The 15,625-nt window shown below is 55.2% G+C and carries 18 protein-coding genes and 1 tRNA gene; 14 read left to right on the forward strand and 5 right to left on the reverse strand.

Translation table 11 applies throughout. The features are described from left to right. Positions 1-9: 9 nt before the first annotated feature. Positions 10-2,046: an NAD(+) synthase gene (locus AL01_RS07740; RefSeq protein WP_077396932.1), complete on the forward strand. Its 2,037-nt coding sequence runs from the start codon at positions 10-12 to the stop codon at positions 2,044-2,046. A 392-nt stretch (positions 2,047-2,438) separates the two neighbouring features. Then, entirely contained in the window at positions 2,439-3,302 is an 864-nt protein-coding gene (locus AL01_RS07745) for a hypothetical protein (RefSeq protein WP_077396934.1), read from the forward strand. 125 nt (positions 3,303-3,427) lie between these two features. Here AL01_RS07745 and AL01_RS07750 read toward each other — a convergent pair. The 4 genes from AL01_RS07750 to AL01_RS07765 all read right to left on the reverse strand — a co-directional run bounded on the left by AL01_RS07750 (position 3,428) and on the right by AL01_RS07765 (position 5,464). Further along, positions 3,428-3,502 (reverse strand) — tRNA-Gln (locus AL01_RS07750). A gap of 71 nt (positions 3,503-3,573) precedes the next feature. Further along, complete coding sequence (locus AL01_RS07755) at positions 3,574-4,248, reverse strand: hypothetical protein (RefSeq protein ID WP_077396936.1); 675 nt, start codon at positions 4,246-4,248, stop codon at positions 3,574-3,576. A gap of 81 nt (positions 4,249-4,329) precedes the next feature. After that, positions 4,330-5,142 (reverse strand): pyrroline-5-carboxylate reductase, encoded by an 813-nt coding sequence (gene proC, locus AL01_RS07760; protein ID WP_077396938.1) that lies wholly within the window; start codon positions 5,140-5,142, stop codon positions 4,330-4,332. Between the two features lie 37 nt (positions 5,143-5,179). Further along, the gene (locus AL01_RS07765) at positions 5,180-5,464 is read right to left on the reverse strand and encodes an accessory factor UbiK family protein (protein ID WP_077396940.1); all 285 of its coding nucleotides are present in this window, start codon (positions 5,462-5,464) and stop codon (positions 5,180-5,182) included. 149 nt (positions 5,465-5,613) lie between these two features. On the opposite strand from AL01_RS07765, the gene rfaD reads away from it, so the two are divergent. The 9 genes from rfaD to AL01_RS07810 all read left to right on the forward strand — a co-directional run bounded on the left by rfaD (position 5,614) and on the right by AL01_RS07810 (position 12,254). Beyond that, the gene (rfaD, locus tag AL01_RS07770; protein WP_077396942.1) at positions 5,614-6,594 is read left to right on the forward strand and encodes an ADP-glyceromanno-heptose 6-epimerase; all 981 of its coding nucleotides are present in this window, start codon (positions 5,614-5,616) and stop codon (positions 6,592-6,594) included. Beyond that, positions 6,591-7,418, forward strand: a complete 828-nt coding sequence (gene lgt, locus AL01_RS07775) for a prolipoprotein diacylglyceryl transferase (protein WP_077396944.1) — start codon at positions 6,591-6,593, stop codon at positions 7,416-7,418. Before rfaD ends, lgt begins: the two co-directional genes overlap by 4 nt. Beyond that, positions 7,415-8,200, forward strand: coding sequence for a peptidoglycan editing factor PgeF (gene pgeF, locus AL01_RS07780; protein WP_077396946.1), 786 nt, complete (start codon positions 7,415-7,417; stop codon positions 8,198-8,200). Before lgt ends, pgeF begins: the two co-directional genes overlap by 4 nt. A 109-nt stretch (positions 8,201-8,309) precedes the next feature. Continuing rightward, entirely contained in the window at positions 8,310-8,927 is a 618-nt protein-coding gene (locus tag AL01_RS07785; RefSeq protein WP_077396948.1) for a 50S ribosomal protein L25/general stress protein Ctc, read from the forward strand. A 14-nt stretch (positions 8,928-8,941) separates the two neighbouring features. After that, positions 8,942-9,511 carry an aminoacyl-tRNA hydrolase gene (gene pth, locus AL01_RS07790; RefSeq protein ID WP_077396949.1) on the forward strand — a complete coding sequence of 190 codons (570 nt, stop codon included), beginning with the start codon at positions 8,942-8,944 and terminating at the stop codon, positions 9,509-9,511. A gap of 77 nt (positions 9,512-9,588) precedes the next feature. Beyond that, positions 9,589-10,683 (forward strand): redox-regulated ATPase YchF, encoded by a 1,095-nt coding sequence (ychF, locus tag AL01_RS07795; protein ID WP_077396950.1) that lies wholly within the window; start codon positions 9,589-9,591, stop codon positions 10,681-10,683. A 9-nt stretch (positions 10,684-10,692) separates the two neighbouring features. After that, positions 10,693-11,364, forward strand: a complete 672-nt coding sequence (locus AL01_RS07800) for a nicotinate-nucleotide adenylyltransferase (RefSeq protein WP_077396951.1) — start codon at positions 10,693-10,695, stop codon at positions 11,362-11,364. After that, complete coding sequence (gene rsfS, locus AL01_RS07805; RefSeq protein ID WP_143280734.1) at positions 11,361-11,771, forward strand: ribosome silencing factor; 411 nt, start codon at positions 11,361-11,363, stop codon at positions 11,769-11,771. Before AL01_RS07800 ends, rsfS begins: the two co-directional genes overlap by 4 nt. Before the next feature lie 27 nt (positions 11,772-11,798). Then, a complete protein-coding gene (locus AL01_RS07810; RefSeq protein ID WP_077396953.1) occupies positions 11,799-12,254 on the forward strand; it encodes a 23S rRNA (pseudouridine(1915)-N(3))-methyltransferase RlmH in 456 nt (151 codons plus the stop codon). A 52-nt stretch (positions 12,255-12,306) separates the two neighbouring features. Here the strand turns inward: AL01_RS07810 and AL01_RS07815 are convergent, their stop codons facing one another. Further along, on the reverse strand, positions 12,307-12,975 hold the full coding sequence (locus AL01_RS07815; RefSeq protein WP_077396954.1) for a CHAP domain-containing protein: 669 nt from the start codon (positions 12,973-12,975) through the stop codon (positions 12,307-12,309). A gap of 414 nt (positions 12,976-13,389) precedes the next feature. On the opposite strand from AL01_RS07815, the gene AL01_RS07820 reads away from it, so the two are divergent. Genes AL01_RS07820 through AL01_RS07830 form a run of 3 tightly spaced genes read left to right on the forward strand, consistent with a single transcriptional unit; the run spans position 13,390 to position 15,548 of the window. Continuing rightward, positions 13,390-14,037, forward strand: coding sequence for an MBL fold metallo-hydrolase (locus AL01_RS07820; protein WP_164468762.1), 648 nt, complete (start codon positions 13,390-13,392; stop codon positions 14,035-14,037). A 40-nt stretch (positions 14,038-14,077) separates the two neighbouring features. Then, the gene (locus AL01_RS07825; protein ID WP_077396955.1) at positions 14,078-14,584 is read left to right on the forward strand and encodes a DUF192 domain-containing protein; all 507 of its coding nucleotides are present in this window, start codon (positions 14,078-14,080) and stop codon (positions 14,582-14,584) included. Between the two features lies 1 nt (position 14,585). After that, complete coding sequence (locus AL01_RS07830; RefSeq protein ID WP_241502767.1) at positions 14,586-15,548, forward strand: NAD-dependent epimerase/dehydratase family protein; 963 nt, start codon at positions 14,586-14,588, stop codon at positions 15,546-15,548. Positions 15,549-15,625: the final 77 nt, after the last annotated feature.

Here is a 15,625-nt window from a genome sequence, read left to right on the forward strand (position 1 = left end):
GAAGCTGCCATGTCTCTGGCTGATTTTCTGTGTCTGTACCGACAGGGCTTTGCCCGTGTGGCGGCTTGTACCACGCCTATCACATTGGGTGAGCCTCTCCATAATGCGATGGTCGTGCGGGAGTGGCTGGAGCGTTGCCATAGCCAGGGCGTTGCTGTTGCCGTTTTCCCAGAGCTGGGGCTGACGGGGTATACGTTGGAGGACATCTTCTTCCAGCAAGTGGTGTTGGAAGGAGCGCAACAGGCCCTGCTGACGCTGGTTGAAGAAACAGCCGACTTCATGACCGTTGGCATTGTCGGCCTTCCCTTGCGGCGGGGGGATGCCCTGTATAATTGTGCGGCGGTTTTCCACAGGGGGCGGATTCTGGGTATTGTTCCCAAGACGATGCTGCCCCGGTATCGGGAATTCTATGAACCCCGACATTTTACCAGCGGGCAAGGTTGTTCGGGCACCATCATGTTGGGTGGACAGGCTGTACCGTTCGGGACGGATATTCTGTTTAAGGCAGAGGATATCCCCGGCCTGACGCTGGGTGTGGAAATCTGTGAAGACCTTTGGGTGCCGCAGCCGCCTAGTGGAGCGTTGGCGCAGGCTGGGGCAACGGTTCTGGCTAACCTTTCAGCGTCCCCTGTGACAGTCGGGCGGGCGGAGCAACGTGCTTTGCTCTGTAAGGCGCAGTCCATGCGGACAGCCAGTGCCTATCTTTATGCGGCTGCTAGTGAGGGCGAATCCACGACTGATTTGGCCTGGGATGGTCAGCTCCTGATTCATGAAGCGGGAGATTGTCTTGCCTCTTCGGAGCGTTTTGTCCGGCAGGGAGAGATGGTCGTGGCGGATATCGACCTCGACCGACTGAGGCAGGAACGGCTCCAGAATGGCTATTTCGGTCTCGCTGGTGATGATGGTTTCCGGCATGTTGATTTCGCTCTGGCCCCGGAGGTGAAAGACTGGGGGCTGCGGCGCGATGTTCCCCGGTTCCCCTTTGTTCCCGCCCGTCCAGAACTCTGCGAGCAGGATTGCCGAGAGGCGTGGGGTATTCAGGTTCAGGCTCTGTGTCAGAGGTTGAGGGCAGCTCATGCTAGCACCATGGTCATTGGCGTGTCGGGAGGGTTGGATAGTGCCCTTGCGCTTCTGGTTGCGGTGAAGGCAGCGGACTGTCTGGGGTGGGAGCGGAGCCGTGTTCTGGCCAGAACGATGCCGGGCTTTGCGACAGGTAGTGAGTCCCTCGCTATGGCACATGGCTTGATGGCAAGTCTTGGTGTTAGTGCCGGGGAATTGGATATTCGGCCCACGGCGTTGGCTATGCTGAAGGCTATCGACCATCCCTATGGGCGTGGTGAGCCAGTCCATGATGTGACGTTTGAGAATGTACAGGCTGGATTACGGACGGACTTTCTTTTCCGGTTGGCCAACCACCATCAGGGGCTGGTGATTGGGACGGGGGATATGTCCGAGTTGGCCTTGGGGTGGTGTACCTATGGCGTTGGGGACCAGATGGCCCATTACAATGTGAATGCGGGCCTGCCTAAGACGCTTATTCAGCATGTTATCCGCTGGGCTGTGGGGCATGATGATAGTTTCTCCGTTACTGCCCGTACGATTCTGGAGAAAATTGTATCAGCGGAGATTTCACCTGAGTTAGTACCAGACCAAGGGCAGGGGGTGCAGAGTACTCAACAGGTAATCGGCCCTTATCCATTACAAGATTTCACTCTTTACTATGTGTTGCGTCATGGATTCGCACCGGAGAAGATTGCTTTTCTTCAGTTTCATGCGTGGCGGGATGCTGAAAAGGGTAGCTGGCCGCTGAACTATCCAGAGCGGGATCGGGTCGGGTATGATTTGCCGACAATTATTCACTGGATGCGCCTGTTCATGAGGCGGTTTTTTGCGACTAGTCAGTTCAAACGTTCGGCCATGCCTAATGGGCCGAAGGTCGTGGCGGGGGGGAGTCTATCCCCCCGTGGGGACTGGCGGGCACCGTCCGATGGCACGGCGAATCTTTGGATTGCGGCGTTGGAGCGTCTGGCATCCCGCATACGGTGATGGGCCGAGGCTAGCCAATCTAATTTCATTTTATGAAGCTTTATCAGTGCCTTGTGTGCAGGAGTGCATGCAAGGCATTGTGCATTTTTCTATTTAGAATCGTTATTTTTAACTAAACAGCTATGAACGGGTTGTCGTTGCGTAATGCAAGGGTTACTATTAGGAAATTAATAAGGAAGGGTTTTGTAATCCTTGCACGGTCCCGCCCGGAAAGGTCGGGTTCTAAATAGGCTGTCACACATATTCCTCAATTTGGACCAGAAGAGGCCATGAAAGATGGCGATTTCTACAGCCAAGAGGGGAAGTGGAATGGTCTATGGCCCCGGTCGAGGAGACTGGCCTTCCTGTTGGCCCTGTTGAGTGTGATCAACGCTGCATTGAGGTGAATTTTCTTGGCTATCGTAACCGTTCCCGGAGGGCAGCAGCATCAGTTCCCCGTAAACGTTCCCATTAAAATGGCGGATCTGGATAAGCTGTTTTCAACCTCCTTCGCATCTCTGGTGTCTGCCTCGGGGTCCGGGGATGGCACTGGTTCTCAATTGTCTCCTTCCGAAGTTGTGGAGGGTGGCCCGCTTACATCTCTTGATGCAGATCTCCTCCGCATGGGGGATGATACGGAGAGTCAGGCGGCTACCGTGCTGGGTGGGCAGGACACTGTCTCCGCCGCTGGTGATGGGACGCAGCTTTCTCTTGGCGGTACGCTGAGCTTCCTTGGTGGTGTGGGGTCTGGCACACGTTCTGTCGGCGATAACGCAACCATTTTCGGGACAGCCAATAGCGTTTACCATTACGCCCGTCAGGGTAGTGCTGGGCAGAGCGTCTTTGAGACGGATCATCAGAGCAATGCTCTGAACCCGGATAATATCCTGTTTGATGCCTCAGCATCTCATCAGTCTCTGCAGGCTTTTGCCGGGATTGGGGATACGATCAACGGCGGTACAGCGTCCGACACAATCACCGTTAACAACACGGTGGCTGGTGGTGTTGATGCCGGTGCAACATTGAGCGGTGGTAGTGGGTCTGCCAACTTGTTCCAGTTCCTGAACAACAAAGGCGGCCATTACACGATCTCCGACTTCGGTAAGGCTGCAGGTAACAAGGTTGGTCTTAAGGCAACTGACGAGCAAATCGGTCAGATGCTTGAGAATCAGACCGTCAAGGGTGGGAATACCACTATTGATCTGCCGAATGATCAGGGTCAGATTACCTTCCTTGATCAGGGTCAGCTTCAGCCGAAAGACTTCCAGAAGTTCTGATCTCTTCTGCTCCGGTCCCGTAAAGGGGCCGGAGTTTTTTTATGCAGCAGACATGGCAAGAGCGCCGTTTCCACAATGGAGGCGGCGTTTTTTTTATGCTTCAATTTTGGGAGGGGGGATATTTTTGGCTGGGGCGGGAGGATTCGAACCTCCGCATGGCGGAATCAAAATCCGCTGCCTTACCGCTTGGCTACGCCCCAACGCTGCGCCCTTAATATCGTGAACCTTAAAGGGGGTAAAGAGAGATAGAGTATTTTTTGTTGATGTGTGGTCAGGTTGGCTCATCATGGGGTGTGTGATTCACGACAGTTTGCTCATCAGGTGCAATATGGTCGGGTAGTCCGCCCTCTGGTGTGGCTGAGAGACTGGAGGTTGAGGCTTCCTTCAGTAGCCCCATTCGTTCGGCACGGGCTAGGGCGCCATCCAGTGTCTGCATCGTTGTGGCGAGGTCCGGCGAGTCGTCTTTTTCCCAGCTGATGAGTGCTCTGGACCACAGGGCTAACAGGGCATTCAGGCGAACCAAGCCGGTGAGGCCTTGCCGGTTCAGCATAGCGGCATCGGCAATCCAGCGTAGGCTCTCCATAGTCGTACCTGCGAGGAAAGCTGCTAGTGCAGGGTCACGGGGGAGGGTCCGCATGATGGCACAGATGCCAGAGCGGTAATCCTGCATGGCATCAAAGCGTCGCATGAGGAGGTCGAATAACCGCTCACGAACAGTCGTGCCGTAACTTTCCCCACAAAGGGCTGCATCATCAATCTGCTGGTTTAGCCGCAGCAGAATCATGGCTTTGAACGGAAAACGCTGCCGGACTTGCTGGAGAGGCAGTTCTGCTTCACGTGAAGCATCAACAAGGGAGACACGCTGCCAGCCTACGTCCTGGGCAAGCTGGAGCGTAGCTTCAATCATGGTCCTGTCAAAGAGCGGGTCGTGATGGTCAGCGTTCATGATGGTTGTCCCTGTCCGTGCGGCAGCGGTGATGGGGCAGGTAGGGAGGCCCTTGTGGAGGCCCCCTACCTGTGGCCGGTTTTAGTCATCAAGCTCGCGGGAGCGTTTGATGGCGGCCTCAGCGGCCAGCGGAACTAGGCGAGGCCAGTTCTCTTCAGCCATAAAGACATTTAGCGCAGCAGCGGTCGTGCCATTGGGGCTGGTGACGTTCTTCCGCAGGGTTTCGGCTTCATCGGGCAGCTCATGCAGCATCTTGCCAACGCCATAAATCATGCTGCGGACTAACGTGCGTGCGGCCTTTTTCTCCAGTCCCAGTTCTTGGCCTGTTTTCTCCAGCAGTTCGGCCAGAAGAAACACATAGGCCGGGGCAGAGCCTGCAATGGCGATGACGGAGCGCAGGTCTTCTTCATGCGGGACAGGGACAACGGCTCCCACCTGTTCCATCAGGCGGATGGCCAACTCTTTTTGTGCCTTGCTTACATGTGGGGAGGCATAAAGCCCCGTGCTGCCAGCTCCTACGCTGGAAGGTGTATTGGGCATGGTGCGGATGATGGGCATATCGGCCCGGCCGCACCATTCAGCCAGTTTCTCGCAGCTTTTACCTGCCATGACGGAGAGTAGAGCGGCTTTATCCATCCTGGAACCCAGCACGTTGCGGAGGGCCTTTAGCATAGGCTCTGCGCCAGCGGGTTTGACGGCCAGCACGATGATATCCGGCTGGACGTCATCTGTGATCTCTTCCGGTGTGCGAAAGACAGTGCTGCCAGCGGGAGCATCCTGAATCTTCCGGTCTAGGATGAAGAGGCGTGGCGGGTTCGGGCTGCTGACCCAACCCCGCATAAGGGCACCGCCCATTTTGCCGCAGCCGACTAGAAGGAGGGTAGGTGTTGTCATGGAGGATCTCCGTGTCTGTGTGGGGATGAATAGAGGGTCAGCGTTGTGAGGATGGGGCTGTCAGGGCCTGTTCCAGTTCGTCCAGTCGGGCTTCCAGAGCCTGAAGGCGCTGTGTGGTCTGCTCCTGCTCGGCCCGGGCACGAGCTGCCATTTCCTGCACGGCATCAAATTCATCCCGGCGTACGAGATTAAGAGAGAACAGGATCTCGTTGATCTGGCTACGGATGAGCGTATGGACCTCCTCCCGCAGGCCAGATGCGGCAGAGAATGCCGTTCCGGCAAGGCCGGTCAGGTCATCAAGGAAACGGGGGCGAGAGACCATAATGTGTACTCCTGGACATTCAGCATTGAAAACGGACCTGTCTTTCCGTCATGACTCTTTCAGAACCGGACACTGGTCTGTCAACCAGTCATCCCTGTTTCTGCGTTCTCCCTGTTGGAAGCCGCTTTCTGCCAGACTATACAGGAAGAATGATTATCGTCACCGGCGGAGCCGGATTTATTGGGTCATGCGTACAGAATGCCCTGTTCCAGCGCGGGCAGCGGACTGTCGTTGTGGATTATCTACACGATCAGGGAAAGTGGCGTAATCTTGCCAGCCATCCGCCCCATCTTTTGGTCCCCCCTAATGAGCTGACAGCCTTTCTGGCAGAGGCGAAGGGGGTGGAGGCCGTCATCCATATGGGGGCCATCAGCGAGACGACCGCTCGAGATGGCGATTTGGTGTGGCAGAGCAATGTTACTCTCTCCCAGCAGCTTTGGCGGTGGTGTGCGGAGCAAAAGGTTCCGTTCCTCTACGCCTCTTCTGCGGCTACTTATGGGGCAGCCGATAGGCCGGACCTGTTCGTTGATGGGTTGAGAAGTATTGAAGGGCTACAGCCGCTCAATCTCTATGGATGGTCCAAACAAGCATTCGACCTTTGGGTAAAGCGGACAGTGGAAGCTGGAGAGCCAACCCCGCCGCAATGGGCTGGTTTGAAGTTCTTCAATGTCTATGGTCCTAATGAATATCACAAAGGGCGGATGATCTCGGTCATCAAGGTGAAATATGATGAGTTGATGGCTGGTGGCCCTGTGCGCTTGTTCCAGTCAGACCGGCCCGATATCGCTGATGGGCAGCAGAAGCGTGATTTCATCTGGGTTGGTGATGTGGTGAATGTTCTGCTCTGGCTGCTGGAGCACCCTTCTGTCAGTGGGCTGTTCAATTGTGGAACAGGACAGGCACGGACCTATGAAGCTCTGACACGGGCTGTTTGTGCCGCAGCGGGGCGGCCGGCAGAGATTGATTATATCCCAATGCCAGAGAGCCTAAAGGGGCAGTATCAGTCCTTTACACAGGCGGATATGAGTGCCCTGTATGAGGCAGGCTATACGGCGTCCTTTACCTCTCTGGAGGAAGGGATTAGCCGTTACATTGGCGAGTATCTGGCTTCAGGAAGGTCCTATCTGTGACATCTCCGCTTGTCTTTCCGGGGTTGGACCCGGTCGCTTTTCAGATCGGCCCGGTGGTGGTGCGCTGGTATGCTCTTGCTTATATTCTGGCCTTCATCATTGCGCTGCCCCTAGCCCGTAGGTTGGTTCAGCTCGGCCCGAAAGTAGCTTCAAAACTGGCTGTGGATGACTTTCTCGCCTATGCGGTGCTGGGTGTGCTGCTGGGGGGACGACTGGGTTATGTCCTGTTTTACCGGCCTCTTTTCTTTCTTTCCCATCCTCTGGAAATTTTCGCCACGTGGAAGGGGGGCATGTCTTTCCATGGTGGAGCGGCAGGCGTCATTATTGCATTGGCCCTGTTTACGTGGCGGCGGAAGCTGAATTTCTTGGCTTTCTCCGATCGGATCGTGGTTGTGGTGCCGATCGGGTTGGCCTTAGGGCGGTGTGCCAATTTCATTAATGGGGAACTCTGGGGTCGGCCTGTGGCGAGTGCCGTGCCGTGGGCTATGATCTTTCCAGCTGTAGGGCCGGAACCCCGGCACCCTTCCGAACTTTACGAAGCCCTGACAGAAGGTGTCCTGCTCCTGATTGTGATGTTTCTGGCCGTGAGCCGCCGCCCCTTGCGGGCACGGGCTGGGTTTCTCTCCGGTCTGTTCCTGTTTGGTTATGCCTGTGCCCGGGCTTTTTGTGAGCTGTTCCGCCAGCCGGATGATAATATCGGTTTTCTGGCAGGGGGTATCACAATGGGGCAGATTCTGTGCCTGCCTATGGCATTGGCCGGGATTGGTCTCATGGTCTATGCCTTCCGTCACCCAGCACGGGAAACAGACTGGATAACAGAATGACGTGTCCTCCGTTGATACAAGCCTCTCTATTGCCGGTGCAGCATGGATTCTTTACCCGGCAAGGCGGGGTATCGGCAGCTCCTTACGAGACACTCAATGGTGGGCTAGGGACGCAGGATCGGCTTGAAGACGTGCAGGAAAATAGGCGGCGTATGGCTGCTGCTATGGGGGTAGAGCTGGAGCAGCTGGTGGCGCTTCGGCAGGTTCACGGGGCGGATGTGCATGTGTTGCGGCGGGTAGAAGATGTCTGGTCGCACATGAAGGGCCATGAGGCTCTTCCCGCAGGGGATGCGCTAGTGACGGATAGTCCGGATATCGCATTGGGTGTGGCAACAGCGGATTGTGCCCCTGTGCTTCTGGCTTCGGAGGATGGCCGGGTTGTCGGTGCGGCCCATGCGGGGTGGCGTGGAGCCATAGGGGGTGTGCTGGAGCAGACCGTGGAACAGATGCGCTTGTTGGGGGCGGAGGGGCTTCGTGCCGTGGTTGGTCCCTGTATCGGTCCAGCTTCTTATGAGGTGGGCGAGGATATGCATCGGGCTGTTTTGGAGCAGCACCCGGAAGGGGAGCGTTTCTTTGTTCCGGCGGTACGGGATGGTCACTATCAGTTTGATCTACCTGCTTTCTGTCTCTCTCTTCTGGATAAGCAGGGCGTGCGAAGCGCATGGACAGGTCACGATACGTTGGCGGGTAGGCAGTTTTTCAGCCATCGCCGGGCCACCCTGAAAGGGGATGCAAGAACAGGGCGTCAGGTCTCTGTCATTCGTGCGGGGCGGGTAGGCTGACGGATAAAAAAATTGTCTTTTTTGCTTTTTTCCGCTAGGGCGGGGCAACCATCCGGCACCCCTGGAGGCCGGTTGGGTGTAATAATTCAAGAACGCAGGAGCGTATAACGTGGCGAAAGTAACGACACTGGAGATCTCCCAGCGCGCCAAAGCAGGTAAGGGGGCAGCGCGCGCAACACGTCGTGAGGGCATGGTCCCGGGCGTGGTTTATGGTGGTAAGAAGGAGCCGACTCTGGTCTCCATCGATCCCCGCATCATCATGAAAGAGCTGCACCGTGGTGCTTGGCAGTCCCGCCTGTACCAGTTCAGCATTGGTGGTGAGCAGGTTCATGCCCTGATCCGTGACATCCAGTTCCATCCGGTGTCCGATGCGCCGATTCACATCGACTTCCTGCGTCTGGTCCCTGGCCAGAGCGTGCATGTTCAGGTTGGCATTACCTTCACGGGTGAAGATGAGGCTCCTGGCATCAAGCGTGGTGGTGTGCTGAACATTGCTCGTCACTCCGTTGACGTTGAAGTGCCGGTTGAGAACATCCCTGAGCATTTCACGGTTGACCTCAGCAAGCTGGACATCAACGACAACGTGCGTTGGGACGACCTTCAGGGTACGGAACATTCCACACCGACCCTGCATATCCCCAACTTCGTGATCGCCTCCATCGCACCGCCGACGGTCGATGAAGAGGCCGAAGAGGCTTCTGAGGAAGCCGCTGCTGAAGCTAAGTAAGAGGTATTACGGTTGTGAAGCTCTGGGTTGGGCTCGGTAATCCGGGTGTATCAATGAGCCGCAACCGGCATAATATCGGCTTCATGGCAGTCGATGCGATTGCCTCGCGCCACGGGTTTAGCCCGTGGCGCAAGCGTTTCCGTGGGGAAACGGCAGAAGGGATGGTCGGGCGGCAGAAGGTTGTTCTGCTCAAGCCACTGACCTACATGAATCTGTCTGGTGACAGCGTGCAGCAGGCAGCACATTTCTACAAAATCCCACAAGATGAGATTACCGTCTTTCATGATGAGCTGGATCTGGCTTTCGGGAAGATGAGGGTCAAGCGGGGCGGCGGAGCTGCCGGGCATAACGGCCTGCGCTCTATGGACAAAGCCCTTCCCGGTCCTGATTATTGGCGTGTCCGTCTGGGTATTGGTCATCCGGGTAGCCGTGAGAAAGTACATGGCCATGTGCTGGGGGATTTCTCCAGTACGGAACGGCCAGAGCTGGAGCTATGGCTGGATGATATGGCGGATGCTACGCCACTTTTGGCGCAGGGTGAGCATGAGGCCTTCATGACGAAGACAGCTCTGCGGCGGAACTGAACATAGAAGAATCTAACAGGCCTGCGGCTGCATGAGATGAGACAGACCGACAAGGCATAATAAAGGGGAGAGAGCGAATGGGGTTCAATTGCGGGATCGTCGGCCTCCCCAATGTCGGCAAATCCACCCTCTTCAATGCGTTGACACAGACAGCTTCGGCTCAGTCTGCCAATTACCCGTTCTGCACTATCGAGCCGAACACCGGGCGGGTTGCGGTGCCAGATGAGCGGCTGGAGGTTCTGGCCAAAGCGGGTAATTCCCAGCGCATTGTGCCGACGAGCCTTGAGTTCGTGGATATTGCCGGGCTGGTGCGTGGTGCCTCCAAGGGTGAAGGGCTGGGCAACCAGTTCCTCGCTAATATCCGTGAGGTGGATGCTATCATCCATGTTCTGCGTTGCTTTGATGATGACGATATTACCCATGTTGAGGGTGGTGTGGACCCCGTGCGTGATGCGGACATCATCGAAACGGAACTGATGCTCGCCGATCTGGATAGTCTGGAACGCCGCAAGGTTGGGTTGGAAAAGCGTGCCCGCGGTAATGACCGTGAGGCCAAGGAACAGCTGGAACTTATGGAGCCGCTGCTGGCTGCTCTGCGTGAGGGTAAACCAGCCCGTACGGCTGTTCCTGAGGGGAAGGAAGCCGAAGCTGCCCGCCTCCAGCTGATGACAACGAAGCCTGTTCTATATGTCTGCAATGTTGAAGAGGCTTCAGCCTCAACGGGCAATGCTTATTCTGAGCAAGTTCGCAAGCGAGCCGAAGCGGAAGGGGCCGGGGCGGTCATCGTGTCCGCAGCTATTGAGGCAGAGGTCAGCCAGCTTGAAGCCGAAGAACGGGCCGAGTTTCTGGATGGCCTCGGCCTGAAGGATAGCGGTCTGGACCGTGTGATTGCTGCTGGTTATCGCCTGCTGGGTCTTCAGACCTATTTTACAGTTGGTCCGAAGGAAACCCGTGCATGGACAATCACGGCTGGCACGAAAGCGCCTCAGGCTGCCGCTGTTATTCATAATGACTTCGAGCGTGGCTTCATTGCGTGTGAAACCATCGCTTATGATGATTACGTGGCCTACAAAGGTGAAGCTGGTGCTCGTGAAGCAGGTAAACTGCGTGTCGAGGGCAAGAATTATGTTGTGCAGGATGGTGATGTCCTGTTGTTCCGTTTCAACGTGTAATCCTTGCCCATGAAGGGACATTCTTCCCTTCGTAAGCCCTCAGCGACTCCGCTGGGGGCTGCGGCCTCCCGCTTTGGAGATGGCCGCCGGATGCGCATTGGCCTGCTGGGTGGTTCGTTCAATCCGGCGCATGAAGGGCATATACAGCTTGCCCGCAAAGCATTGGCGAGTTTGAAGCTGGATCAGGTTTGGCTGATGGTCTCACCGGGGAATCCGCTTAAAGCCCGTAAAGGCATGGCTCCTTTTCACCAGCGGTTGGAAACGGCGCAAGCGTTGGCGGATGGGCGGCGTATCATCGCTATGGATATAGAGCAGAAGCTAGGGCAGCGTTATACAGTCAGAACTGTGGCGATGCTTCAGCAGCGTTTCCCTCATTGTCGTTTCATCTGGCTTATGGGGTCGGATGGGCTGGCGCAGTTTTCTCGTTGGCGGTTATGGCGGCGGCTAGCGCAGTTGGTGCCGATTGCTGTTTTGCCTCGGCCGGGAAGTATCATACCAGCCCTTAGGGGGCGGGCCAGCTCTGTGCTACGGCGGCATCGTCATGATGGAAGGTCAGCGTCTCTTCTGCTAGAGAAAAGAAGTGGGCCGGGATGGACGTTCCTTTCTGCGCCTCAGAATGACATATCGTCGACTGCTTTGCGTCAAAAAGGGCTGTTTCGCCCGTCTGTCGATCAGGAGTGAGTATCATCATCAACGAGACCGAAATCCCCGCTTCCGCCCCTCTTTCCGAGGAAGGGCTGGCCCGTCTTCTGTCCGTCATCACAGAAAGTCTGGATGAGGATAAGGCTGAGAATATTGTTGTACTGGACCTGACAGGCCGTGCTGGTTTCGCCGAGCGCATGGTTATTGCTTCTGGTCTTTCCGAGCGTCAGATTTCCGCTATGGCCCAGCACCTTGAGCGGCGTTTGAAGGAAGAAAATCTAGCCCGTCCGCAGATCGAAGGTGATCAAGGAAGTGATTGGGTCCTGATGGATGCTGGTGATGTGGTTGTTCACCTCTTCATGCCGGAAAGCCGTGAGCTGTATGCGCTTGAACGTATGTGGGGTGGTGATTTCGAGGCTGCTGCGGAAGAAATCGCTGTTGAGTAAGATGATGTACGGCGTGAGAGTGCTCTGATGAAGCTCATTGCCGTAGGGAAGCTAAAAGCGGGACCAGAACGTGAGTTACTGGACCGCTATTGCTCCCGGTTACGCCCGAAACTGGAAATTGTAGAGGTTGCTCAGGGTCGTGGTGCTCCGGCCGAGTTGAAGCGGCGGGAAGCAGACGCTCTTTTGGCGGCCTGCCCTGACAATGCCTTTCTGGTTGCGATGGATGAAGGCGGTAAACTCGTAGACAGCCGGGTTTTTTCATCCCAGTTGCAGGGGTGGCAGGAGAGTGGTCGCCCTGTCTGCTTCATGATTGGTGGTGCAGAAGGATTTGACGCTGCCATTATTCAGCGGGCTGATGCTGTGTTTTCACTTGGCAAGTTGACATGGCCTCATATGTTGGTCCGGGTCATGCTGGCGGAACAGCTCTTTCGGGCGCAGGCTATTCAGATGGGCCACCCATATCACAAAGCCGGACGCCCGTGAAAAAACGGGCAGCCCGGCTTTAGTAAAACTCAAATTATGGCCTCGTTCCCTGTTACTGGAGGGAGCGGCTCGGTGCCTCATCCCCGAAGAAGTTGGTATCAGCCGGAACGGACGCTGTTTCCATGTCGCTAGCTCTCCCTCTGGCAAGGACATTGCGATAGCGGGGAGAATCTGGCGCAGAGCCATCAGGACGGTTGTAGATGAAGCCATGTGTCGGGTAGATGCTGCCAAGGCGGCCGCTATTACCGGCTAGAGCCACACGGACAGCCGTCCAATCATTTTCAGGGGAAACATCCACTACTTTGATGTTGTGGCTGATGCCATTGGAGGCCCAGTGGGCCTGATCAATCAGGATGGTTCGGCTATCGACCTGTTCCCGGACAACAGCAACATGACCAAGCGGCATACGGCGTGTGGGGCGGAAGCTCAGCACTGCACCTGTTTCGGGCTGCTGGCCACGGGCATAAAGACCCTCAGCATTACGCCACCAATCCCGTGCATTACCACGGATATGGAAGTCTGTACTCTGATGCACATAAGCCACACACTGGATGACATGAGCGTGGCCGTAATGGCGATAATGTTTATGAAGGAAATGACCGCTTCTGACTATACGGCTTGAGTGGCGGACATGATGCCTCGCTTCGGCCTTGGGAGCGCAGAATGCTGCCGCAGAAAACATCAGACATGATAGAAATAACCGTTTTCCGGCACGGCGCATGATACTTCTTCCCGTTCTGTTTGACCGAATGGACCTCACTCTTTCAATAGTCCCAAGAAACTATCAGAAGGCTGGTATGAGTGACAAGACAAATATTGATTTAAAAGGGCTATAGGGACCTGAATAAGATTTAATATTAGGAAATATATATCAATCATAAATATCTTTCACGGCAATTATACTCACTCGGTAAGGTGAAGCACCTGCTAGGAGGGGGTGCTTGATAAGGAAAAAAGAAAGAGGGCATTAAATCTGTATTCATGTGACAGAAACATTTCTGTTTATTTTGCTGTTCTTTTTTCTATATTTTCCATTTTAGCAGGCCGGATGTGCTAGAAGACCAGTTTCTTGTCGGGTGGGTTATGAAGTTGTAAGTCATTTCTTGATCGATGCCGTCGGAAGTGGAAGCCCACCATGAAATTAACCTTGCGAAAAGTGACTGTGACACCGATTCGACAGAATTGTACGATTCTGTCTGATGAATTAGGGCGGGCTATTATTGTCGATCCCGGCGGAGAAAGTGCACGCCTCGCCCAAGAGGTGGTGGGGCTACATGTCGAGGCTATTTTGCTGACACATGGTCATCTTGACCATGCTGGGGGTGCGGCAGACCTCAAGGCGTTGCTGACGGCACGGCAGGGGCGTGACGTGCCTGTTATTGGGCCGTTACGGGAGGATTTGTTTCTGCTGGAAAGAATCGAGCAGCAGGCAGCGGCCTTTGGGTTAAATGGGATGAAAAGCGTCACCCCGGATCGTTTTTCCAAAGATGGGGACGTGTTGTCCTTTCTGGGGCACGAGATCGAGGTGGCGCATGTCCCGGGGCATACGCCCGGCCATGTTGTGTTCATCTTGCGGCAGGCGGGAGTAGTGATTGCGGGGGATACGCTGTTTCGTGGCACGGTGGGGCGTACAGACTTTCCATATGGCAATGAGCGGCAACTCCTGGAAAGAATCCGTAGCAAGTTGTTCACCCTCCCTGATGATATGATCGTGCTGCCGGGACATGGCCTACCGACCACGATTGGGGAGGAGCGACAGAACAATCCAGCGTTCCAGCATTAAGTGTCCGTTCCGTGGCGGGGCAGGGAAGGAGAGGAAAGAGATGAGAGGACTTTATCGATGGAGCCTTCTAGTGGGAGGGCTCTTTCTAGCGAGCGCAACGGCCATCATGGGTATTGCTCGTGCAGAAGAGACGATTACGGAAGCTCAGCCGCCTTTGCCTGAAGTCGCTTTGACCATTACGGATCAGGCGGGGCGAGGGCATGATTTTAAAGTGGAAGTAGCCAGCACGCCGCATCAGCAGGAGGTTGGTGAGATGTTCCGGAAGCAAATATTACCGGACCATGGCATGTTGTTTGTCTGGCCGACACCGCAAAGCTCTGCCATGTGGATGCGGAATACATTTGTTTCGTTAGATATGGTCTTTATTGATGACCAGAACCGTATTCACGCTATTGAGGAACATACTACGCCTTTAAGTGAGGGAATCATCAGTAGTCACGGGCCTGTCCGGGCTGTGTTGGAGCTGCCAGCAGGAACTGCGGAAAAGCTAGGGCTGCTTGTTGGCGACCGGGTCACGTCCGAGGCTTTGGCTGGCGGGGCGCACTGATGTGTCCCGCACGGTTTTTATAACGGGCGTTGCAGGGTTCATTGGGTCTCATATGGCCCGGTCCCTTCTGGCACAGGGGTGGACGGTTGTAGGGATCGATAATGAGCAGTCCACGCCGGAGATGGTGTCTCTCCGTCTTGCTTCACTCCGTGGGGTGCCCAGATTTTATTATACGAGGGCTAATTTGTGTGATCGGGGCGTTTTGGCCGATCTGTTTGCTGCTCACCCTGATATTGATGTTGTTCTACATCTCGCCGCCCGGGCCGGGGTGCGGCAATCCCGCCTTAATCCTTATGCCTATATAGAAGATAATATTACGGGGCAGGTCAGCCTTTTGGAGGCGTGCCGATCCTTACCGCAGTTGCGGCATATTCTTTATGCGTCTTCATCGGCTGTTTATGGGCCATCTGCCACGTTGCCTTTTTCGGAAGAGGCGGAGATCGGCGCGCAGGCCTCTTTTTATGCGACAACCAAAAGGATGAATGAACTGACGGCACAGACCTATAGTCATCTTTATGGGTTTGCGCAGACAGGGATGCGCTTTTTTACCGTGTACGGTCCACAGGGGCGCCCGGATATGGCCTGTTATGGTTTCGCTAAAGCGATTCATGATGGAACCCCCCTTACACTCTGGGATGCTGAGGGGCTGGCAAGAGACTTCACCTATATTGATGATGTCGTTGCGGCGATTTTACGTCTGATGGAGACACCGCCAGCAGTGGGGGAAAGTCGCCTCTTCAATATAGGGTATGGCGAGCCTCGTTTAGTGGGTGATCTAGTCCGCTGCTTAGAAACAGTGCTGAAGAAGAAGGCCATTGTTCAGAAAGCATCCAAGCCTGCTGAGGACATGCTGAGGACATGGGCAGACACAACAGCTTTGAAAAAAACGATTCCATGGGCCCCACAGGTTCCTTTGGAGGAAGGGATCAGGCTGTTTGGTCAGTGGTTTTCTGCGACTTTTTAGGATTTTTTAACGTTTTTTGAAGTTTTTTTGATTTTTCTTCTTTTTTGGGGTTGTGCGGGTAGGGGGTTCTGCGTATA

The organism is Bombella intestini, assembly GCF_002003665.1.
GTDB classification, from domain to species: Bacteria; Pseudomonadota; Alphaproteobacteria; order Acetobacterales; family Acetobacteraceae; genus Bombella; species Bombella intestini.